This window comes from Mucilaginibacter oryzae (assembly GCF_003148845.1).
In the GTDB taxonomy this organism is placed as follows: domain Bacteria; phylum Bacteroidota; class Bacteroidia; order Sphingobacteriales; family Sphingobacteriaceae; genus Mucilaginibacter; species Mucilaginibacter oryzae.
In genome coordinates this window covers 43,443-64,851 of record NZ_QGHA01000003.1, presented here as the reverse complement: position 1 = coordinate 64,851, position 21,409 = coordinate 43,443, and the positions used below count along the sequence as shown (strand labels likewise).

The 21,409-nt window shown below is 43.6% G+C and carries 22 protein-coding genes; 9 read left to right on the top strand and 13 right to left on the bottom strand.

Annotation, left to right across the window (positions count from 1 at the left end; all coding sequences use genetic code 11):
* The first annotated feature begins 41 nt into the window (after positions 1–41).
* Entirely contained in the window at positions 42–2,033 is a 1,992-nt protein-coding gene (locus LX99_RS09455; RefSeq protein ID WP_109607667.1) for an alpha/beta hydrolase family protein, read from the top strand.
* Between the two features lie 102 nt (positions 2,034–2,135).
* On the opposite strand, the gene LX99_RS09450 is transcribed toward LX99_RS09455, so the two are convergent.
* The 8 genes from LX99_RS09450 to trpS all read right to left on the bottom strand — a co-directional run bounded on the left by LX99_RS09450 (position 2,136) and on the right by trpS (position 11,441).
* Positions 2,136–2,672: a pyridoxamine 5'-phosphate oxidase family protein gene (locus tag LX99_RS09450; RefSeq protein WP_022830640.1), complete on the bottom strand. Its 537-nt coding sequence runs from the start codon at positions 2,670–2,672 to the stop codon at positions 2,136–2,138.
* A gap of 358 nt (positions 2,673–3,030) precedes the next feature.
* Positions 3,031–4,395 (bottom strand): exonuclease domain-containing protein, encoded by a 1,365-nt coding sequence (locus tag LX99_RS09445; protein WP_109607666.1) that lies wholly within the window; start codon positions 4,393–4,395, stop codon positions 3,031–3,033.
* A 250-nt stretch (positions 4,396–4,645) separates the two neighbouring features.
* The gene (gene yidC / locus LX99_RS09440; RefSeq protein ID WP_109607665.1) at positions 4,646–6,490 is read right to left on the bottom strand and encodes a membrane protein insertase YidC; all 1,845 of its coding nucleotides are present in this window, start codon (positions 6,488–6,490) and stop codon (positions 4,646–4,648) included.
* Positions 6,491–6,512: 22 nt separating this feature from the next.
* Positions 6,513–8,123 carry a CTP synthase gene (locus tag LX99_RS09435; protein ID WP_109607664.1) on the bottom strand — a complete coding sequence of 537 codons (1,611 nt, stop codon included), beginning with the start codon at positions 8,121–8,123 and terminating at the stop codon, positions 6,513–6,515.
* A gap of 175 nt (positions 8,124–8,298) precedes the next feature.
* Entirely contained in the window at positions 8,299–9,033 is a 735-nt protein-coding gene (gene kdsB / locus LX99_RS09430; protein WP_109607663.1) for a 3-deoxy-manno-octulosonate cytidylyltransferase, read from the bottom strand.
* Complete coding sequence (locus LX99_RS09425; RefSeq protein ID WP_109607662.1) at positions 9,030–9,707, bottom strand: hypothetical protein; 678 nt, start codon at positions 9,705–9,707, stop codon at positions 9,030–9,032. Before LX99_RS09425 ends, kdsB begins: the two co-directional genes overlap by 4 nt.
* 9 nt (positions 9,708–9,716) lie before the next feature.
* Complete coding sequence (locus tag LX99_RS09420) at positions 9,717–10,331, bottom strand: deoxynucleoside kinase (RefSeq protein WP_109608057.1); 615 nt, start codon at positions 10,329–10,331, stop codon at positions 9,717–9,719.
* 114 nt (positions 10,332–10,445) lie between these two features.
* On the bottom strand, positions 10,446–11,441 hold the full coding sequence (trpS, locus tag LX99_RS09415; protein WP_109608056.1) for a tryptophan--tRNA ligase: 996 nt from the start codon (positions 11,439–11,441) through the stop codon (positions 10,446–10,448).
* A gap of 40 nt (positions 11,442–11,481) precedes the next feature.
* Between trpS and LX99_RS09410 the strand changes: the two genes are divergently transcribed.
* The 3 genes from LX99_RS09410 (at position 11,482) to LX99_RS09400 (ending at position 13,613) form a co-directional block, all read left to right on the top strand.
* Positions 11,482–12,234 (top strand): lysophospholipid acyltransferase family protein, encoded by a 753-nt coding sequence (locus tag LX99_RS09410; protein ID WP_109607661.1) that lies wholly within the window; start codon positions 11,482–11,484, stop codon positions 12,232–12,234.
* A 134-nt stretch (positions 12,235–12,368) separates the two neighbouring features.
* On the top strand, positions 12,369–12,659 hold the full coding sequence (gatC, locus tag LX99_RS09405; protein WP_022834029.1) for an Asp-tRNA(Asn)/Glu-tRNA(Gln) amidotransferase subunit GatC: 291 nt from the start codon (positions 12,369–12,371) through the stop codon (positions 12,657–12,659).
* A 189-nt stretch (positions 12,660–12,848) separates the two neighbouring features.
* The gene (locus tag LX99_RS09400) at positions 12,849–13,613 is read left to right on the top strand and encodes an ABC transporter ATP-binding protein (protein WP_109607660.1); all 765 of its coding nucleotides are present in this window, start codon (positions 12,849–12,851) and stop codon (positions 13,611–13,613) included.
* A gap of 59 nt (positions 13,614–13,672) precedes the next feature.
* Here the strand turns inward: LX99_RS09400 and LX99_RS09395 are convergent, their stop codons facing one another.
* The 3 genes from LX99_RS09395 to LX99_RS09385 all read right to left on the bottom strand — a co-directional run bounded on the left by LX99_RS09395 (position 13,673) and on the right by LX99_RS09385 (position 15,820).
* Positions 13,673–14,080: a hypothetical protein gene (locus LX99_RS09395; RefSeq protein ID WP_109607659.1), complete on the bottom strand. Its 408-nt coding sequence runs from the start codon at positions 14,078–14,080 to the stop codon at positions 13,673–13,675.
* A 35-nt stretch (positions 14,081–14,115) separates the two neighbouring features.
* Positions 14,116–14,727, bottom strand: a complete 612-nt coding sequence (locus tag LX99_RS09390; protein ID WP_146203089.1) for a hypothetical protein — start codon at positions 14,725–14,727, stop codon at positions 14,116–14,118.
* Positions 14,728–14,794: 67 nt separating this feature from the next.
* Positions 14,795–15,820 (bottom strand): chitinase, encoded by a 1,026-nt coding sequence (locus tag LX99_RS09385; protein WP_109607657.1) that lies wholly within the window; start codon positions 15,818–15,820, stop codon positions 14,795–14,797.
* Positions 15,821–16,113: 293 nt separating this feature from the next.
* Between LX99_RS09385 and LX99_RS09380 the strand changes: the two genes are divergently transcribed.
* The 3 genes from LX99_RS09380 to LX99_RS09370 all read left to right on the top strand — a co-directional run bounded on the left by LX99_RS09380 (position 16,114) and on the right by LX99_RS09370 (position 17,232).
* Complete coding sequence (locus LX99_RS09380) at positions 16,114–16,683, top strand: cob(I)yrinic acid a,c-diamide adenosyltransferase (protein WP_109607656.1); 570 nt, start codon at positions 16,114–16,116, stop codon at positions 16,681–16,683.
* A 73-nt stretch (positions 16,684–16,756) separates the two neighbouring features.
* Positions 16,757–16,978, top strand: coding sequence for a DUF2795 domain-containing protein (locus tag LX99_RS09375; RefSeq protein ID WP_002996718.1), 222 nt, complete (start codon positions 16,757–16,759; stop codon positions 16,976–16,978).
* Between the two features lie 107 nt (positions 16,979–17,085).
* On the top strand, positions 17,086–17,232 hold the full coding sequence (locus LX99_RS09370) for a lmo0937 family membrane protein (RefSeq protein WP_022834025.1): 147 nt from the start codon (positions 17,086–17,088) through the stop codon (positions 17,230–17,232).
* 36 nt (positions 17,233–17,268) lie between these two features.
* Here the strand turns inward: LX99_RS09370 and LX99_RS09365 are convergent, their stop codons facing one another.
* Entirely contained in the window at positions 17,269–17,985 is a 717-nt protein-coding gene (locus LX99_RS09365; protein ID WP_109607655.1) for a 2-C-methyl-D-erythritol 4-phosphate cytidylyltransferase, read from the bottom strand.
* Between the two features lie 323 nt (positions 17,986–18,308).
* Positions 18,309–19,358, bottom strand: coding sequence for a tRNA preQ1(34) S-adenosylmethionine ribosyltransferase-isomerase QueA (queA, locus tag LX99_RS09360; protein WP_109607654.1), 1,050 nt, complete (start codon positions 19,356–19,358; stop codon positions 18,309–18,311).
* 252 nt (positions 19,359–19,610) lie between these two features.
* Between queA and LX99_RS09355 the strand changes: the two genes are divergently transcribed.
* Both LX99_RS09355 and LX99_RS09350 read left to right on the top strand, forming a co-directional pair.
* Positions 19,611–20,858, top strand: a complete 1,248-nt coding sequence (locus tag LX99_RS09355; RefSeq protein WP_109607653.1) for an ABC transporter permease — start codon at positions 19,611–19,613, stop codon at positions 20,856–20,858.
* A gap of 7 nt (positions 20,859–20,865) precedes the next feature.
* Positions 20,866–21,396 (top strand): DUF3347 domain-containing protein, encoded by a 531-nt coding sequence (locus LX99_RS09350; RefSeq protein ID WP_109607652.1) that lies wholly within the window; start codon positions 20,866–20,868, stop codon positions 21,394–21,396.
* Positions 21,397–21,409: the final 13 nt, after the last annotated feature.

Here is a 21,409-nt window from a genome sequence, read left to right as displayed (position 1 = left end):
CAATAGGTTTAATTAATAAATTCACAGCCATTGCAAATCCTATGCACAAAAACATACTTTTCGTTATCTCGCTTTTGATATGCAGCTTTGCCACGGCCCAAAATGTAAAGCATCCGCTAAAACCTGCCGACCTTTATAACCAGCCGACATTAATGGCTCCGCGGCTTTCGCCCGATGGTAAATGGATTGTGTATGAACTATCTGAAGTTGATACCGCGAAGGATAACCGTGTTTCACATCTATGGATGCAAAGCTTTGATGGTAAACAATCCATCCAGTTAACCTATGGCGACGACCCGGCTTCAACCCCTAAATGGACACCTGATGGCAAGTTTATTTCTTATCTGTGTGAAAAGGGCTCAAAAACCGGCGCGCAAATTTGGCTGATGGACCGCCGCGGAGGTGAAGGCCACAAACTGACTGACATTAAGGGCGACTTGCAGGAATATGAATGGTCGCCGGATAGTAAACGCCTGGCCTTAATTATCAAAGATCCCGAATATAAGGGCAAGGAAGAGCCGAAAACTGTTCCCCCTATAAAAATAGACCGCTATCATTTTAAACAGGATATGGAGGGCTACCTGGAACACCGGCATTCGCATTTATACCTTTATGATGTCAGCAGCAAAAGATTGGATACTTTAACCAGCGGTAACATGGACGATAGTTCGCCCCAATGGAGCCCGGATGGTAAACGGATAGCCTTTGTCAGCAACCACACCCCCGACCCCGACCGGAATGAAAACACGGATATTTTTGCGATAGAAGCCAAAGCAGGGGCTGAAGAAAAGCAACTTACTACCTTTACCGGGCATGATATCAACCCGCTTTGGAGCTCGGATGGTAAAAGGATAGCCTATTTGCGGTCAACCAGTGATGCCGATTACTTTATTTATCAGCACGATATATTGTGCCTGATGGATGCCGACGGCAAAAACAACAAACTGCTCACCGATCAGCTTGACAGGCCGGTAAGCAATATAACCTGGAGCCGCGACGGGAAAGACCTGGAATATTTGGTAAGCAGCGACAGGATACGCTATATTAACCGTTACAACCTGTTAACCCGCAAATCGTTAACGGTATACAAGGGGGCCGAATGCAGTTTTTCGGATATGATAGGTTCATATTTAGGCGTCTGGATCGGTAAAATGACCACGCCATATATGCCGCATGAGTTGGTAGCTATTGAAAACGGAAAAATCCGCAGGTTAACCTTTCACCAGGAAAAATGGCTGAGTAAAGTTAAACTGGCTCATGTAAAGGGCTTTCAATCCTTTAGTAGTGATGGTACCCTGGTATCGGGTATTTTGTATACGCCCGATAGTGTGGTTACCAAAAAAATGCCTTTCATCCTTTACATCCATGGTGGGCCAACAGATCAGGACGAATTTGAATTTGATGAGATCAGGCAGACCCTGGCTTGTGCCGGGTTCGCTGTAGCTGCCGTAAATTATCGTGGAAGCACGGGCCGGGGCATCGAATATACCAAAGCCATTTATGCCGATTGGGGCAACAAAGAAGTAAAAGACCTGTTAGGCGCGGTAGATGAGCTGGTGAAACTTGGTATTGCTGATAAAGACAGGTTAGGCATAGGCGGCTGGAGCTACGGCGGTATCCTTACTGACTACACCATCGCTACAGACGCCCGCTTTAAAGCTGCATCGAGCGGGGCAGGCAGCGCCCTGCAATTAGCCATCTATGGTGCCGACCAATGGGTGGTTCAATATGATAATGAACTTGGCGTGCCATGGAAAAACGCTGATAAATACATCAAGCTTTCATACCCGTTTCTTCACGCTGATAAGATCAAAACACCAACGCAATTTATGTCGGGGCTAAAGGATTTTAATGTGCCGACTGGTGGTGGAGAGCAGATGTATGAAGCATTAAAATCGCAAGGCATACCTACGCAATTGGTATTATATCCCAATCAATATCATGGTATTACCGTGCCAAGTTACCAGGTAGATAGGTTGCAGCGTTATATTGATTGGTTTGGGAAGTATTTAACCAGCCCCCTAACCCCCTGAAGGGGGAACGAAAGTTTACATATAAAAGGCTTGAGCGTAAAACTCAAGCCTTTCTCTATCTGTTATTAGTTCTTTAATTCAATAAATTTCGGTTGAAACAAATTACACTTCCAGTTTTCCCTCAACCGAATCATCTATGGTTTTTCCGATTGCGGCACCGGCCAGTCGCTTTATAAAGGCTACCGCGTTGCCATGCTTGTTATCCCAGTAATAACCTTCTGTTGGTTCAACTTTGATAACGCTGATCCGCGGATCGTCGACACCTTCGGTAAACCAAACTTTTAGTGTAGGTTCCCACAGCTCTTTAATTTTTTCCTTGTCTTCTGTAACAGTAGCAATACCGTAAATGTTCAGGAAATCAGAATAAGCCGAACCCTGGAAAAGCAGGTGCACAAACGGATCTGTTGAAAGTTCTTCATTTTTGTGGCTGTCATTAGCGCTCAGGAACCAGAAATTACCTTCATCATCAATTTTCTGGGCCGACATTGGCCGTACAGAAGCAGGTACGCCGGTTTTGATATTGCTTACAAAAAAGCAGCTTTTAGCGCTCCCGGCCAGTTCTTTGATCTTATCCATGGCCTCGGGCCCGATCAAATCCTTAAAGTTATCTTCGGGCTGTTGTTGGTTAATGCTATCCATTATCTTGTAGTTTTTGTTGGTAAATGATATATGGATAACCAGCCTGGGTAAATATTGTGTGAATGAATTTTAACTTTAAGGATATTTTTTATTTTATACTGATTTTTGGAGCGTGTTAGGGAAATAACTTTAAAACTTTTTGTCATATTGAGCGATAGCCAAATATCTTCTGCGGGTGCAAAGTCGCCTAATTGCCGGGCGAATAAGATGTTTCACTACTTCGACATGGCAAATTGGAATTTTATCATTGTATCTCAAGACCCTCACATTGAGGAACTTTTACAACAAAGGTAAAAGCGATTCACTGGGAAGTGTGTTAAGAAGTTTTCAATTTGAGCTTAAAAAAAGCGGTGCCGTTTTAGGCAAATACCACCATCCGCTCCGGGTATTTAGAGGCGTAGGTAGCTATGATATTTTTGATATAATCATTCCCGGGGTAAGGCGTAAGATGGTTTTTAAGCTGCTGCACATTATCAGCGTCAAAATAGTGCGAGATATAGCCCATTCCGTAAAACTGTCCCTTCTCTACCAAAATGCAGCTGTGCTCATCGCCGGTTCGGCCCTCATCACGAATGGCATAGGTTGGTAAAGCCTGTTTAAGCTGATCAATAGCATTATTCACCCGTTTATTATAAATGTCGGCCGGTTCAATGCCTTCGCAGGCACAGCTACTTCCGAGGCTGCTTGCACATACGTCGTTGTTTTTTTGTATAAAACAAAGTTTCGGGCACAGATCAAAAGCCTCTATCAGCTTATTGAGCAGGTTATACCCATCAAGCAGCGAATTACAGGTATATATCGGATCGCTGTATTTACGGTACTTATCAACGGCGAGGCGGATGTAGCCGCGCTGATCTTCAAACGCATATAAACAAAAGGCGTTTTGAAAGCGCTTTAACGACCGGTTGTATTTTGGCCAGAGGCGTTTTATTTCAATGGCTTCCAACACAAAGGCAATCAACTCGGTGCCGCAAACCTGGTGGCTGATCTGGTAAATATTCTTTAAAAACTCTTGCCGCTGAAAACCGGGGTTATTGCCGGTAAAATGGCTGCATACCCGTTTTTTAATGTTTTTGGCTTTCCCTACATAAATCACTTTACCCTTTTGATCATGAAAGTAATACACGCCGGGAGTATAAGGCAACTGGTCGATATCTTTTTTGGACAGGTTGGGTGGTAATACCTGGTCTTTCGAGCCTTGTTTAAGCGATTGTTTGATGTAATTTTCGGTATCGCTATTCAATAGTAAAGTAAATAATTCGGCGGTGGCCTCGGCGTCGCCCATGGCCCTGTGGCGGGCCTGGTTGTCAATGCCTAAATGCTTGCATAACCTGCCTAAACTGTATGATGGCAGGCCCGGCATTATTTTGCGGCCCAGTCTAACGGTGCAAAGCTTATTGCTTTGCAAATCATATCCCGCCGCGTCCATATGATAACGCACAAACGAAAAATCGAAATTTACGTTATGGGCAACAAATATTTTCCCGTGGATGAGGTGATAAATATCCGCTGCCACATCCTCAAATATGGGCGCGTCCTTCACCATTTCGTTAGTAATACCGGTTAAGGCGCTGATATAAACAGGGATGTCGCGCTGCGGATTGATAAGCGACTCAAAGCGTTTTATAACTTTTTTGCCATCGTGTATGCAAATAGCTATCTCGGTAATGCCATTAGCGCTGGCATGCCCCCCGGTGGTCTCGATATCGACAATTGCATACATTATTTCAAATGTAAAACAATTTTGCTAATTATTTTAGTGTTGTGCTGAAAAAGTTGGAAGTTGGAAGTCCGCAGTCCGGAAGTCCAAAGTCCGCAGCTGGGAAGTCCGGAAGTCTGAAAGCATTTTGAGAGAAATGCTTTGGTAACCTCATCAATGCAAAGAGCCCCCGGAAACTTAGTTTCCAGGGGCTCTAATATCTTCCGACTTTCGGACTTCCCGACTGCGGACTTCCGACTTCCCGACTAAAGACTTAAGACTTCTTATTCTTATTAGCCTGGATTTGCTGTTGCTGGCGCATCATCTCTTCCATTTTAGCGCTGAAGCCTGATTTTTTCTTTTTGGCATCTTCAGGTTTCTTTTTGTTTTCCTGGATCTGGGCATGGATCTTTTTGTCATCAACCATGAATTTAATCAGGTATTGCTGTAAAAAGGTGAACATGTTGGCCAAAAAGTAATAGTAGTTCAAACCGGCAGGATAGCTGTTAAGGGTAAAAAGGAAAATGATCGGTGTGATGTAACCGATATATTTCATTTGCCCGGTAGCACCCGAAATCTGGTTGTTGAAATAAGTGTATATCAACGTTGAAATAGTCATCAATAAACACATCAAGCTGATGTGGTTAACGCCGCCCAGGAAAGCAATCGGCGCAAATTTAATAACGGAATCATAAGTCGACAGGTCATGCATCCAAAGGAAGCTTTCGCCCCTTAACTCGAACAAGCTCGGGAAAAAGCGGAAGAACGCGATAACGATCGGCATCTGGATCAGCAATGGTAAACAGCCGCCCAATGGGTTTACACCTGCTTTTTTGTAAAGCTTCAGGTACTCCTGCTGTAGCAGGGTAGGGTTATCTTCGCCAACCTTCGCCTTAATTTCGTCCATCTCGGGCTTCAGCACGCGCATTTTTGCCATCGATAGGTACGATTTATAGGTAAGCGGCGATAATACCAGTTTTAGTAATACCGTCAACACTAAAATAATTAAACCGTAGTTCCAGTTAAATTTATTAAGGAAGTTGAATACAGGTAATACCGCGAAACGGTTAATGTATTTTAACGGCCCCCAACCCAGGTTCACCAGTTTTTCAAGGTCGTTACCCTGATCTTTCAACGTATTGAAGCGGTTGGGCCCAAAATAAAACTCTAATGGAAAAGCGCCATCCGTACCGCGGGTGAGCGATAAATCAGCCTTCATTTGTTTTACATCGGTAGTATCATTTACATTGGTTGATACTGCGACATCAGTTTTTGCTATACCATTTTTTGCTATCAGCACATTCGAAAAGAAGTGTTGCTTAAAGGCAACCCAAGCCATTTTTTTGTCACTTATGGTTTTTTGGTCGTCTTTTGTTTCGCTCAGGTATTCAACATCACCATCAGTATTATAATAGTAAACGTTTGCATACTGGCGCTCCTGCCTCATATCCTTTTCCTGTTTGTGCAGGCTGGCTGCCCAGTTAAGGTTTAAGGCGCTGCTGTTGGCAATTACGGCGTCTAAACCAACCGGTTTAATGGTTAAGCCTAATTTAAAGCCTTCACCTTTTAAGCTGTACACATAATCAATGTATTGATTAGGGCTGTAGCTTAAACGTAAGGTAACCGCGCCCGAGTCTCTTTCAGCAACGTTCAGTTCTTTTACGCTTGGGGTAAAAAAGTAATTGTTGGTATTGATGTTGGCTACACCGGCGGCAAATTTTAAGCCGAAATTGTTGTTATCACCGCTAAACAGTACCAAAGGTTTTTTATCAAAAGTTTTATAGTTCTTTAATTCAACCGATGCTACTTTACCGCCCTGGGTGCTTAGTTTAACAACTAACTCTTTATTTTGCAGGGTTACAAACTCCTGTTTGCCTACAGATGCGGCACCAAAAGGCAGCTTAAGCAGGTTTGAATCAACTTTTGCGGTTTTGCTGGTATCAAAGTTGGCGGTTGCTTTTGCTTTATCGGCTTTGGCCAGTCCTGCTTTTTTCAGCGAGTCCTGGTGCTGTACTTCGCGCTCTTTTTTCAGGTCGGCTTCCGATGGCTTTAAAAAGTATATCGAGCCGGCAATGATCGCCATGATCAGGAATAATCCTGTAAACGTATTTTTATCCATTATCTAATTATCGTACAATTACTTATTTTTTGCGGGCATAAGCCAGCGAAGCGGCGACAAAGTTAATAAAAAGTGGGTGCGGATTAGCAACTGTTGATTTTAATTCGGGGTGAAATTGCGAACCAACAAAAAACGGGTGACTTTTAAGTTCAACAATCTCCACCAGGCCATTATCAGGATTTATGCCAGATGGGATCAGGCCTGCGGCCTCGTATTGTTTCAAATAATCGTTGTTAAACTCGTAACGGTGGCGGTGGCGCTCCGAAATATGGTTTTTTCCGTAGATAGCGGCCGCTTTGGTTCCTTTTTTAATATCGCAGGGATAAGCACCCAAACGCATGGTACCACCTTTGTGGGTAATGGTTTTTTGATCTTCCATCATGCCGATAACCGGGTGAGGTGTATCGGGGTTCATTTCAGTACTGTTGGCGTTTTCCAAACCTAACACGTGGCGGCCAAATTCAACCACGGCACACTGCATACCCAAGCATATGCCAAAGAAAGGGATATTATTTTCGCGCACGTGGCGGATGGCTTGGATCTTGCCTTCAAAACCGCGCTCGCCAAAGCCGGGAGCAACCAATACACCGTGCATACCTTTTAATTTTTCAACGGCATTTTCGGGCGTTAATTGTTCGGAAGGGATGTATTCAACCCTTACTTTACACTCTTGTTTAGCACCGGCGTGAATGAATGCTTCGGTAATGGATTTGTAAGCATCCGGCAGCTCCACATATTTACCAACAAGGGCGATGCGCACATCGGCAGTTGGGTTTTTGAGGCGACCCAGAAAATCTTTCCAGTTTTCCAAATCAGGTTCCAGTTTATGCGGAAGTTTCAGTTTGGTCAGCACGGTTTTGTCCAACTGTTCTTTCAGCATCAGCAACGGCACATCGTAAATGCTCTGCGCATCTATCGATTCAATAACCGCGTTGATGTTTACGTTACAGAACAAGGCTATTTTTTTGCGGATATCGTTGGTTAAGTGATGCTCGGTACGGCAAACCAGGATATCGGGTTGAATCCCGTACTCCAACAACATCTTAACCGAGTGTTGCGTTGGTTTGGTTTTCAGTTCGCCTGCGGCGGCAAGAAAAGGAACCAGCGTAAGGTGGATCACCAACGAGTTGTTTGAGCCGGTTTCCCAGCGAAATTGCCTTACGGCTTCAATGTATGGTAACGATTCGATATCGCCTACGGTGCCGCCTAATTCGGTGATTACGATATCGTACTCGCCGTTTTCGCCTAAAATGCGGAAGTTTCTTTTAATCTCGTCGGTAATGTGGGGCACTACCTGTACAGTTTTGCCTAAAAATGCGCCTTCACGCTCTTTATTAATTACATTTTGGTAAATACGGCCGGTAGTGATGTTATTGGCTTTTGAAGTAGGTGTGTTCAGGAAACGCTCGTAGTGGCCAAGGTCAAGATCGGTTTCGGCACCATCTTCGGTAACATAACATTCGCCATGCTCGTAAGGGTTCAATGTTCCCGGATCGATATTGATATAGGGATCAAATTTTTGGATGGTTACACGATAACCGCGCGCCTGAAGTAGTTTGGCTAATGAAGCAGAGATAATACCTTTTCCTAACGATGAGGTAACACCGCCCGTAACAAAAATATATTTAGTCATGATTTTTTAAAAATGACCGGGCTTTTATGCCCCGGCCAATTGTTTCTGTACGGGATACAAAAGTACGAAAAATTTTAAGGCTTCGCCATAGCTGTTTTTAAAAAATGGAAGGGCTGATTTTGTGTTGAAAGCACGCAACGCTTTTGGGTTTACCTACAGCAATTTAGCACACTTGTCAGAACTCAAATTTAAATTTCTCCAGATCTTCCGGTACATCTACCGCGTGTGTTTCCAAATTGGTTTCCGCAACCTTTATGCGGTAGCCGTTATCTATCCAGCGCAATTGCTCTAAGCTTTCCGCTTTTTCGAGAGGGGATACAGGTAGTTGGGTTACTTCCTGTAGTACGTCTGCACGATAACCGTAAATACCAATATGTTTAAAGAAAGGATAAAATTCGAGCCAGTTTTCAGGCTCCTGTCCGCGGATGTGGGGTAAGGTTGCCCTCGAAAAATAAACAGCTTCCGATTGTTGGTTGATCACCACCTTGGGCGAATTACTGTTATGCAGTTCCTGTTCAGTAAGGATGCGTTTTACCAGCGTGGCCAGTTGTGTATCAGCATCATTGAAACAGGCGGCCAGTTTGCTGATCTGTTCCGGGTTAATAAACGGTTCATCACCCTGGATGTTGATGATTACATCGTATCCGGAGTGCAGGCGGGCTACCTCGGCGCAGCGGTCGGTGCCGTTTTGATGGTGGGAGCCGGTCATCACCGCCAAGCCACCAAAATCGCTAACATGGTTAAAAATGCGGTCGTCATCAGTGGCAACAATTACCTCGTTAAGGCTTTTGCATTTTTTAGCCTGCTCGTACACGCGTTGGATCATCGTTTTTCCGCCGATATCAACCAAGGGTTTGCCGGGAAAACGTGACGACGCGTAGCGGGCGGGAATGATGCCTAATATCTTCATTGGGTTTTTATCACTATGGTTTTAAACATTTGCAAAGCAAGGTTCTGATCCTGTTTTGACAAATTATATGCTGATAACTGGAAGTTCAAATTTGACGATTTACTTTGATAATAAATACCGGTTATTCCGTTTGAGGCAATTTTGGGGTAAATTGTTTTTACGATAAAGCCATCTTTTGATTCTTCGCTGATGCAATATGCTTTGGTTTCGGCAGGAATAACGATAGGTACTTTATGTATCGAACCGTCTTTATAAGTTACACTGGCTAAATAGTCAATGCCTGGAAATTTCTGTATTTCAGATTTTGATAGCTTGTTTATTTTTATGCTGCTATCGGTTTGTGCAATTTGCTCCCTATCAATAGGCGTGTGGCAAAGTCTGCAATCCGTCAGCCAGTAATTACTATTTAGATATTCCTGTTCTGAATTAACAAGATGGCTGGCATATCCCATCGAACTAAAATCAAAACTAAAGGAAACATTGGGGCCAACAATATCAGCTACAAATGAATCAACACCCTGTTGCTGATGATAACGCCAGTTTGGCGGCAACCATAACCTGAAAGCCTCCAGGTCGAGAGTATGCCAATGTTTATAATCAACGGTATTTTTAGGCTGATGCTTGCAAGCCATAAAAACAATTAGTAATAAAATGAAGAACAGTAATTTCTTCATTTTATTATGTTAAAACAACCCGTTAATTTCCCGTTCTATCAAATTAACAATGGTACCCATATCCTCGGTGTTATTGGCAAAGTCGAGGTTATCTTTATCCAATATGAGCAGTTTACCCAGTTTGTAGTTGTTTATCCATTTATCGTATTTCTCGTTCAGTTTTGAAAGATAATCCAAACGGATGCCGATTTCGTATTCACGACCGCGGCGCTGGATATTGCTTACCAGGGTTGGTACCGAAGCTTTAAGATAAACCAGCAGATCGGGCGGTTTAATAAACTCGGTTATATTCTGAAAAATAGATTCGTAGTTTTCGTAATCACGGGTGGTCATGAGGCCCATATCGTGCAGGTTTTCGGCAAAAATATAGGCGTCCTCATAAATGGTACGGTCCTGGATAATATTGCGCCCGCTTTTCTGGATATCGATGATCTGGCGGTAACGGCTGTTTAAAAAATAAATCTGCAGGTTAAAGCTCCAGCGTTTCATGTCGCTGTAAAAATCCTCCAGGTAGGGGTTATTATCTACAGCCTCATATAAAGGGTCCCAACCGTAGTTGCGGGCCAGCATTTCGGTAAGGGTGGTTTTTCCGGCGCCTATATTTCCTACAATAGCTAAGTGCATATTTTTTAGTTGTGGGGTATGGTTCATGGTTCATAGCCTCTTGTTTGCGAAGCTGCCTGAAACGAACTCCGACTAATATACACCATCAACCATGAACTATCAACTACCCGCTATTTAAAATTTCCTGAATCCGATGATCTCCCTTACTTCCCTAATCGTTCTCGAAGCGCTTTCGCGGGCCTTATCGGCTCCCATTTCAGCAACTTTGCGCAGGTAGCCGGCATCGTTTGCAATGGCATTGATCCTGTCGCGGATAGGGGCGGTAGCCTGGATCATATCTTCAGCAAGCTGTTTTTTCAGGTCGCCGTAACGGATAGCCATTTTGTTATAAGCCTCGTCAAAGTGAGCTACGGTATCAGGTGTTGACACCACGTTCATCAAATCAAAAAGGTTTTGAATTTCTTGCGGTTTTGGCTGGTTTTCAACCGTAGGGCCGCTGTCGGTAACGGCACGCATTACTTTTTTGCGGATGGCCTCGGGCGTATCGCTCAAGAATATGGCGTTGCCTTCCCCTTCTGATTTACCCATTTTACCTTTACCATCCAATCCTGGAATTTTTACCAGGCTTTCGCCAAAGCTAAAAGCGTATGGTTCAGGGAAATAATCGTGGTTGTATAAGCGGTTAAAGCGGTTGCCAAATGTACGGGCCATTTCAAGGTGCTGCTCCTGATCTTTACCCACAGGTACTTTAACGGCTTTGTGAATAATGATATCGGCAGCCATCAGTACCGGGTAGGTAAGCAGGCCCGCGTTAACATTTTCAGGGTTGGCGCGCACTTTATCTTTAAAGGATGTGGCCCGTTCCAGTTCGCCCAGGTAGGCGTTCATGTTTAAGTACAGGTACAGTTCTGTTACCTCGGGCACGTCCGACTGTACATAGATGGTCGCCTTTTCCGGGTCGATGCCGGCGGCTAAATATTCTATCAGCACCTGTTTTACATTGCCATGCAAATCGGCAGGTGTGGGGTGGGTAGTTAACGAGTGGAGGTCGGCAATAAAGAAAAAGCAGTTATATTCATGCTGCATTTTTATAAAGTTTTGCAACGCCCCGTAGTAATTTCCTAAGTGTAAGTTTCCGGTCGACCGGATACCACTAACAACAGTCTCCATAGTGTGGCGAAAGTAAGGATTTTTTATATTTTTGGTGAGGATGAAAATCATATTGAGAAAAGCACACGTGTATTTATACATGGGCAGCGTTGCCCTGGGGTACTTTTTAATGTGGCCGTTTTTATATTATTTTTCGCGTAAACCGCAGCGTTATCCTGCGCTCAATAAATTCAGGCGATTTTTAGGAGCGGCAAGTTCGGCCTTTGTTGGCATATTTTACAGCTTCGATTACGAGCAGGCCATCAATTGGGACAGGCCTTATATTATTTGCGCTAACCACACCTCCAATCTCGATATTTCGGCGATGAGCATCCTGGTTAAAAACAATTGCTTTTTTATGGGCAAGCATGAACTGGAGAATGGCCTTGTAACCGGTTTGTTTTTCCGTACGGTTGATATTCCCGTAAATAGGGAAAGCAAAATGTCGTCGTTCCGGGCCTTTAAAAAAGCCGCTGAGCGGTTGCTGCACGGCATGTCATTGATTATCTTTCCGGAAGGAAAAATAGCCGACGATTATCCGCCCAGGCTTGGCGAATTTAAGAATGGCCCTTTCAGGCTGGCCATCGAACTTAAAATCCCCATCATCCCGGTAACATCCGCCAATACCTGGCAAATACTTTGGGATACCGGTACCAAATTTGGCAGCAGGCCCGGCGTATGTAAATTTAAGGTTGGAAAGCCTGTTGAAACTTCGGAACTAACCATAGATGATGCCGATAGCCTGCGCGATAAGGTATATGAACTAATGAGCGCCGCTTTAAAACAGCAGGATCAGGTTCATGTACCTGCGTAATCAATTATCCGGTAATACTGCCACACCATACTAATTTGTAATATATTTGTAAGTAACCCTGATTGAAATTCAGTTTTTTATTTTTAACAGCTGCGTATTACACAATCAGGTTTTAAATAAAATAAACATACCGCATGACCATTGATAAAGAAACCGTAGAAAAAGTAGCCCAGCTGGCCCGTTTAGAACTTACCGAAGCCGAAAAAGAAGAAACCATGCAGGATATGAGCAAAATACTTGATTTCATGGCCAAGCTCAACGAGGTGGATACTACGGGTGTTGAGCCGTTGATATACATGACCGATACGGCAAATGTACTGCGCGAAGATGTGGTTAAGCACGAAATAACGCACGAAGAGGCTTTGCAAAACGCCCCTAAGCACGATGAAGATTACTTTTTGGTAGCCAAGGTTATTGAGAAGTAGTTTTAGTCCGAAAGTAGGGAAAGTCCGAAAGTCGGTATCCGTGAGTCGGTAAGTAGGGAAAGTGCGAGAGTTGTAAATAGTGTGGACATTGCATCTTTCGGACTTGCGGACATCTGACTTCCGGACAACAAAAAACTTTTCGTTCTGTAACATTCCGGACCCTTGCGCAGTCAAACCGAAAAATAATTCATGGAGCCAACAAATACTGCCAAACCGTTAATAACTATTAAAGATATCGGGCGTAAATATGTGATAGGTGCCGAGGTGATCCACGCGCTTAAATCTGTTTCGCTATCTATTAATAAAGGCGAGTTTGTTGCGCTCATGGGCCCTTCCGGTTCGGGAAAATCAACTCTCATGAATATTTTAGGCTGTTTGGATACCCCAACCAAAGGCCAGTACGTGCTTAACGGGATAGACGTGAGCCGCATGACCGACAGCCAGCTTGCCGAGGTACGTAATTCTGAAATTGGTTTCGTATTCCAGACATTTAACCTGTTACCGCGTAATACCGCCTTGGATAATGTGGCCCTGCCGCTGGTTTATGCCGGTGTCAGTAAAGAGAAACGTACTGAAAGGGCCGCGGGCGCTTTAAAAAACGTAGGCTTGGGTCACCGCATGGATCATAAACCTAACGAGCTTTCGGGCGGGCAGCGGCAACGTGTGGCTGTGGCGAGGGCGCTGATCAATAATCCATCCATTATCCTGGCCGATGAGCCAACCGGTAACCTCGATACCAAAACATCAATCGAGATTATGGGCTTGATTGAGGATATCCATGCCAAAGGCAACACCATTATTTTAGTAACCCACGAGGAAGACATTGCCCTGCATGCCCACCGCATTGTGCGCATGCGCGATGGTTTGATTGAGAAGGACTATATGAATACCAATATCCAAACGGTAGACAGGAGGGCGATAGAAGAAACGCCGGATACGTTGGAGCAAAAATAGTTGGTTAGATCATATTCATGAGCGCTGCTTGCTAAACGCACAATCTTATTGTGAAAGCGCTACTGAATTATTAGCTTAAATATGAAATGGTCCCGCTTGTCATCAAAGTAAAAAAAATCAAGATCTTTTAAATGATATTGTTTTTGAGTAGCTAAAGCATAGTTCAGGTAAAATTTTAGCGGCTCGCCTTCTTTGGCCGTGGTAATCATAATGCGCTTTTTGTTAGCACCTAAAATATACAGACCAGTGTGCTGAGCATCGCCGGGAGTGTCATCGCCGTAAGTTACCAGTAGTATATCTCCATCTTTAACAGCCGATTTTTTAATTCTTATTGGTGCTTTATCAAAAGCGGTATAACGGGCTATTATTTTTGAGTTGTAAGCCACATGCCAGTAGTCGGTTGTATCGGTTTTGAGAAACGAATTGCCGTTGATTGTTATAGCCAGCAATAACGAGAGTAAATTCATGATGTAAGGTTTAGCTATTGTTTGGATAATAAATATTAATCACACGTAGTACACAGCCTCGAAACAAACTCCGCCAGATGCAGCGCTTTTTCGGCACAGCGAGTTTTGGTGTTACCAATAATAAGCGTGTGTTCAACAATCTCAATTACAAAATCATCCAAACGTACATCCATTACCACATTCCGGAAGTTGCGGTTGGCGCCGCTCACGGCTTTTTGACGATCGCTTACCAGCATGTAAAAAGTATCGCTAAAAGCCTTGTCTTCGGCAAAATCAAGTTCTACCGGGTGGATCAGTTCCTTGATTTTATCAACCAGGGTTTCGCGCCTGATGAGTACGCGGCCAAAATCGTGCTTTAAATAGGCAAGCGCCCAAACGTGTTGCTCAATAGGCATGGCTTTACCATGGTCGTTAAGCTTTGGCCGCGCTTCGGTGAAAAGGATATAGCTATCGTTATTTTTGTTTTTTACCGCATGCGAACTGAGCAGGTTAACATCTGTATAGTTTTTAAATACGCTGAATTGTCCCAGGTTAAAATCGATATGCCCGGTTTGCTCAATCCTGAATTCCTGTTTAAGGGATGCAAGTATGTCGGCTATATCGGTTACGGTTGACTGGATTTGCGCGGTATCAAGCAATGATGACACTTTGTTAAAGTTTAGTGTTAAATATTAACACAATAATAACTTTTTTGCAACAAAATTCAAAAAGCTATCAATAATGATACGGTTTCATGGTAGCGCATGAACAAGCGCAATTAGCATCGGTAATACCCAGTTTCTTTAAAAAAAACTGGTAAAAGCCAATCCTGTCGTTCATGTTATACATGTTTTCGCCTTTGTTGCATTCCACTTCGCCGTTTACGATATTGATGGTCATGCCGAAACCTGGTTTACGGCCTTCGGCTTTATCTTCGGCATTGGGTTGCCATTTGCCGGTCATTACATCATGTGCCGATGGCTTGTGGGTTTGCGGCGTCATCCAGAAGTAAATGGCGGTTTTAAAAGCCATCACCGGATCGGTTTCAACCATTTCGGGGTTTTGCAGCAGGATCCTGTCATCACCCAAAATACAATCAGAAGCGTAGCCGTAATTACCGTTATAACTCAATTGCATTGGTCCGCGGCCATAATACTTTTTGCCGGCAACGGGCGGGTATTCGTCATTTTCGGCAATATAGGGGAGGGTGGTATTGCTCTCGTGGATCAGCATCAACCCATCGGTATAGGTTGCATTAACACCATGGCGGGTTTCGTGCGCTATGTGCGCAAAAAATGCCGCAAGTTCTTTTTTGTTGATATCCGCGTTAAATTCGGTACAAAAATTTCCGTAGTTGATGGTGTAGTTGCTATCCGGTTTGGCCTTGGCCCAGTCTTCGTTCCAGTCGGCATCCTGGCGCACAACTTTGCTTTTGCCCGTTTTTTTATCGGTGCGTATCAGTTGGTACACCGAGGTGGCCCGGCGGGTTACCTTAACTTTAATCATGCCCAACTCATCGGCCGCCTTAATAAAGGCCGCGTAGGTATAAAACTTATCGCGTTGCGGAAAAAGATCATTAAACTGTTGTTCGCTTACGAGGGTAGCTATGCTAACTTTAGGAGCTACAGGCTTATCGGCCGATGCCTCACTGCTCTCATTGCCGCTGCTGTTACTATTGCTGCCCCCGCAACTGAAGGCTGTAGATAGCAGGATAATTAATGATAAACAAAGCAGTTTGGATGATAATATGATCGATTTCATAGCTTACCAGGGATGTATTTGAGATATTACAATGCAAGTTTAAGCTAACATTTTAAAAATTACACTTCGTTAGCAAAAATTATATCAAATTGCCTGGAAATGCAATAATTAAGATGATAGATTTGAATAACAGTAAATGGTGAAAAAAGATTTGATCAGGTTGTTTTAATTAGCTGACAATGAATTTATGTTAGGTTGATAACTCCCGACTTAGCGGAAGGTTTTTAAAATTCCGGACTTTTTACGTTGAAGTAAAACTTTCGTCTTGAAAATAGATTTATTTAAAATTAAGCATGAAAATATATACTAAAACGGGCGACAACGGGTTAACCTCACTGATAGGAGGTACCCGCGTACCCAAGCATCACATCCGGATTGAGAGTTATGGTACGGTGGATGAGCTGAACTCGTACATCGGGCTCATCCGCGATCAGGATATCGACGCGCATGATCAGGAGGTATTGAAGCAGATACAGGACAGGCTGTTTACTATCGGCGCCTCGCTGGCCACCGACCCGGAAAAATCAAAAATGGTTACCCCGGATCTGGAACCCGGTGATATAGAGCTGCTGGAAATTGAAATGGACACCATGAATGAAAGCCTGCCCGAGTTGCGGCATTTTATTTTGCCCGGCGGCAATAATGCCGTTTCATTTTGCCATATTGCCCGGTGTGTTTGCCGCAGGGCCGAAAGGGTTACCGTGCAGCTTGCCGAACAGAGTACAGTTGACGAAAAAGTGAATATTTATCTGAACAGGCTGAGCGATTACCTGTTCACCCTGGCGCGTAAAATTGCAAATGATAATAAAATAGCTGAAAATCAGTGGGTACCGCGTGTTGGAAAAAATGAAAAAAAATATTGATTTTCAAATTGAAAATGTTATACTTTTGCGAAAACGTAAAATTTACCGATAATTATAAATATAAATAAAAACGATGTATTGGACACTTGAACTGGCATCGCACCTTGAGGATGCACCATGGCCCGCAACAAAAGATGAATTAATTGATTACGCTATCCGTTCAGGCGCTCCTGTAGAGGTTATAGAAAACCTTCAGGCACTTGAAGATGATGGCGAACCGTACGAAAATATTGAAGAGATCTGGCCGGATTACCCTACAAAAGATGACTTCTTTTTTAATGAAGACGAGTACTAAAAAATAAAGAAACCCTTAGCAATAAGGGTTTTTTTGTTGGTTAGCGCTTTTTGGAATGGTTTTGGTATAGGTGACAGCACATTTACTTAAAAAACATTTCAAATACTATGAGAGGTCTACTTTACGTTATAGCTGTTATCCTGGTGATAGGATGGGCTATCGGATTTTTTGCTTATTCGGCGCCTGGTTTAATTCACGTATTGCTTGTAATCGCTATTATAGCCTTATTGTTAGGCGTAATCAGGAGGGCATAGCACCTCGCCGGGTTAATGCATTAAAAAGCCGCAGGTTTAAAAAAGCTGTGGCTTTTTGCTTAAAAGCAGTTCGGCAATGGCTATATCTTCAGGAAAGGTGATCTTGATATTACTGTGATCGCCTTCGGTTAATTTTATTTCAGTTCCGTATTGTTCAACAACACTGGCATCATCAGTAAACTTTGGATCGAACGGTTGTTGATAAGCCTTCCTTAATAACGATGCTTTAAATGTTTGCGGGGTTTGTACCAGGTAAATCTCATCCCTCATCAAACTTATCGATTTGCCGTTTTTTACCTGCCTGATAGAATCGCGGCTTTTAACGGCCACAACCGCTGTTCCGTGTTGGTTAGCGCAATGATATGCTTCGTCAATAGTTGATTGGCTTGTAAGCGGGCGTACAGCGTCGTGTACGGCAACCAATGCTTCTTCGGCTTCAATTAATGCCAATCCGCTCTTCACCGAATGAAAGCGGGTTTCGCCCCCGGTTACCAGTTGATGGGTGATGGCGAACGAATGCTCTTTAACCAGTTGCTGCCAGTATTGATGGTAATCTGATGGTAAAACAAGTATGATTTCCGGCTTTGATTTTGTGCCGTTAAATGCTTCCATTGTGTGCATTAGAACCGGCTTGCCGCTTAGTAATAAAAACTGTTTAGGTACTGCCGATTTCATGCGGCTGCCAGAGCCTCCGGCTACTATAATAACGTAATGCGGGAGATTAGTGATTGGAGATTGGAGGTTAGAGGGCATGTAAAGTTGATGAAAATAGAATTCTTGTGTGTATGGGAGGACTTACGTAAGGCTTTGCGGGTTACTTACGGCTTTGTGCAATTATACAATCATTGGCCGCTCATTTGCCACGGGGGCTGTTACTTTTGTCTTGACACAAAAGTAACCAAAAAGTCAAGACAGAAAAAAGCTTCTGCCCGCGAGGGCATACATTCGGCCTGCTTCTGTTGGGCCACGGCTCGTTTTGATCGGGAGCTAATGGGTTAACCTAAAAACTGCCGCAAAAAAAATGAGATGCCGGAAAAATCCCGCATCTCAAATTTATATATGCTATTAAAAAACTTTTAGATGATAAGCATGGCATCGCCGTAGCTGTAGAAACGGTATTTTTCTTTCACAGCTACTTCATAAGCATTCATTACGTTTTCGTAACCACCAAAGGCCGCAATCATCATCAACAGGGTTGATTCGGGTGTGTGGAAGTTGGTGATCATTGAGTTGGCAATGCTGAAATCATACGGCGGGAAAATGAATTTGCTGGTCCAGTCGTTAGCGGCTTTCAGGGTTTTGTTGGCCGATACTGCCGATTCGATGGTACGCATAGAAGTTGTACCAACCGCGCAAATCCTTGCTTTGCGCTCAATGCCGCGGTTTACGATATCGGCTTGTTTTTGTTCGATAATGAACTGCTCCGAATCCATTTTGTGTTTGGTTAAATCCTCAACCTCAACCGGGCGGAAAGTTCCCAGGCCCACGTGCAGAGTAACCTCGGCAAATTCAACGCCTTTCAATTCAAGGCGTTTCATCAGTTCGCGGCTAAAGTGCAGGCCGGCGGTAGGAGCGGCAACAGCGCCTTCGTGTTTGGCAAAAATGGTTTGGTAACGCTCTTTGTCTTCGGCAGTGGCTTTACGCTTAATGTATTTAGGAAGCGGTGTTTCTCCCAAAATTTCAACATTGCGGCGAAACTCTTCGTCGGTTCCGTCAAATAAGAAACGGATGGTACGGCCACGTGAAGTGGTGTTGTCAACAACCTCGGCAATCAGCAAATCGTCGTCGCCGAAATATAATTTATTGCCTACGCGGATCTTACGGGCCGGATCAACCAATACGTCCCAAAGGCGCAGCTCTTTATTCAGTTCGCGAAGCAGGAATACCTCAATGGTAGCACCAGTTTTTTCTTTATTGCCGTATAAACGGGCCGGGAAAACCTTGGTGTTGTTAAGGATCATTACATCCTTATCATGAAAGTAATCAAGTACATCTTTAAATATTTTATGCTCAATTTTGCCTGAATCTTTGTGTAAAACCATTAAACGTGATTCATCGCGTGTAGCCGAAGGTGTATGAGCGATAAGGGAGTCAGGTAAGTTAAATTTAAATTGAGATAATTTCATGTTTATGTTTATGAATTTTCAAGGGCGCAAATGTACGATTTTTTTTTGTTAATTTAACGGATTTTTTTAAGAAGCATTTTATTGCACTCCTGTTATATTAATTGATAAATGCTGTAACTTAATAAGCGCGCCATCGTCTAAAAAAAATAATGCCCCTGCGGGGTTTGTTGTTTGTTAAATCTGGTTATTAGTATATCTCCACGTAAAAACGTGCAATAAAATTGATTAACACAAAATATCAAAATTAGTTAGATGCTTTTTTTAAAACTTTTAAAAGAGAGCTTTTTATTCGCCGGCGACGCGCTAAGGCAAAATAAAACGCGCACGTTTTTATCATTGCTGGGGGTAACCATCGGGATTTTTACCATCATTGCCGTACAATCTGCGGTTGATACTCTACGTAATAACCTGCAGCACAGCGTTGATAAGCTCGGCAATAACAGTATTTACGTACAGAAATGGCCATGGGTGGGAGGGAGCGACTTCCCCTGGTGGAAATACCTGCAACGACCTGAATCAGACTTGCGTGATTTTAACGAGCTTTCCCGTCGCATAACTACTGCCGAGGCTTTATCGTACGAGATCAATATCGACAACCGAACCATCAAATACAAAAGCAACACGGTTGAGGGCGCCCAGGTTGACGCCGCATCGCATGATCATGATAAAACCTGGAATTTTGATTTTGAAAGTGGTCGTTACTTCACCGAAATCGAATCAAAAACCGGCGCGCCTATTGCCAATATAGGTTATGATATAGCACAAAACCTTTTTCCTGACGGCGACGCAATTGGTAAGCAGATCAAGGTGATGGGGCGTTATGTAACCATAGTAGGTGTATTTTCAAAGCAGGGTAAGGATATGTTGGGCATCTCTACCGATAAAGAAGTATTGCTGCCACTTAATTTTGCCCGTAACCTGATTGATATTCAAAGTTCAAAATATGGGCCGGCTATCATTGTTCGCGGCAAAAAAGGTATCCCTACCGATGATGTGGAAAGCGAAATAAAAGGCCTGATGCGCTCTATCCGCAGGTTAAGGCCTGGCGTTGAGGATAATTTCTCGCTCAACCGCACCACCATGATCACCAAGCAACTCGATGATTTGTTTGGCATCGTGAATAAAGGCGGTTTTATAATAGGCTTGTTTTCGGTTTTGGTTGGTGGCTTTGGTATAGCGAATATCATGTTTGTATCGGTAAAAGAACGTACCAACATTATTGGTATCCAAAAATCATTAGGGGCTAAAAACTATTTCATATTATTGCAGTTTTTAATTGAATCGGTTTTGCTTTGCTTATTTGGCGGCTTCATCGGGTTGTTTTTTGTGTATCTGGCTACTTTTGCTGTTAAGGCTGCGGCTGATATACAGGTGATACTTGATGCCGCTAACGTGATAAGGGGGTTAAGCTATTCGGTTATAATAGGAGTGATAGCGGGTATTATCCCCGCTTATTCGGCCTCAAGGCTTGATCCGGTAGAAGCTATCCGTACAAATTAATTAAAATATGAAAGTTAATAAAAGGAGAGTTATAGTTGTAGCGTGTGCCGCTATGGCATGTACCCAGGCAGCAAAGCAAAAGCAAGAAACAGTTAAAGCCGATAGTGTAGCTGCCGATTTGGCTAAAACGGCAACCGCGCCGAAGATAACCGATACAGCAGGTGTGGTTAAAGCATATATCGCGTTAAAAGATGAATTTTTAAAATCGGACGTAGCCGGCGTTAAAACCGCTGCCACCGCTTTAGAAACCCACTTGGCCGGTATTAAAGGTTGCACCGAAACCGCTACGGTAGCGCACCAGATAGCTGCCGCGGCAGACATCAAAGCCCAGCGCGATTTGTTCCTGGTTTTAAGTAAAGATGTGATTGACCTGGTTAAAGGCGGCAAATTTAAATCGGCGCCAATTTACGTTGATTTTTGCCCGATGGCTGATGGTGGAAAAGGCGGATACTGGTTATCGGCAGCCAAGCCTATCGAAAACCCATATTTCCCCGAGCACATGAAGGAGTGCGGATCAGTAAAGGAGCAGATCAATTAACCTTGTGTTTGAT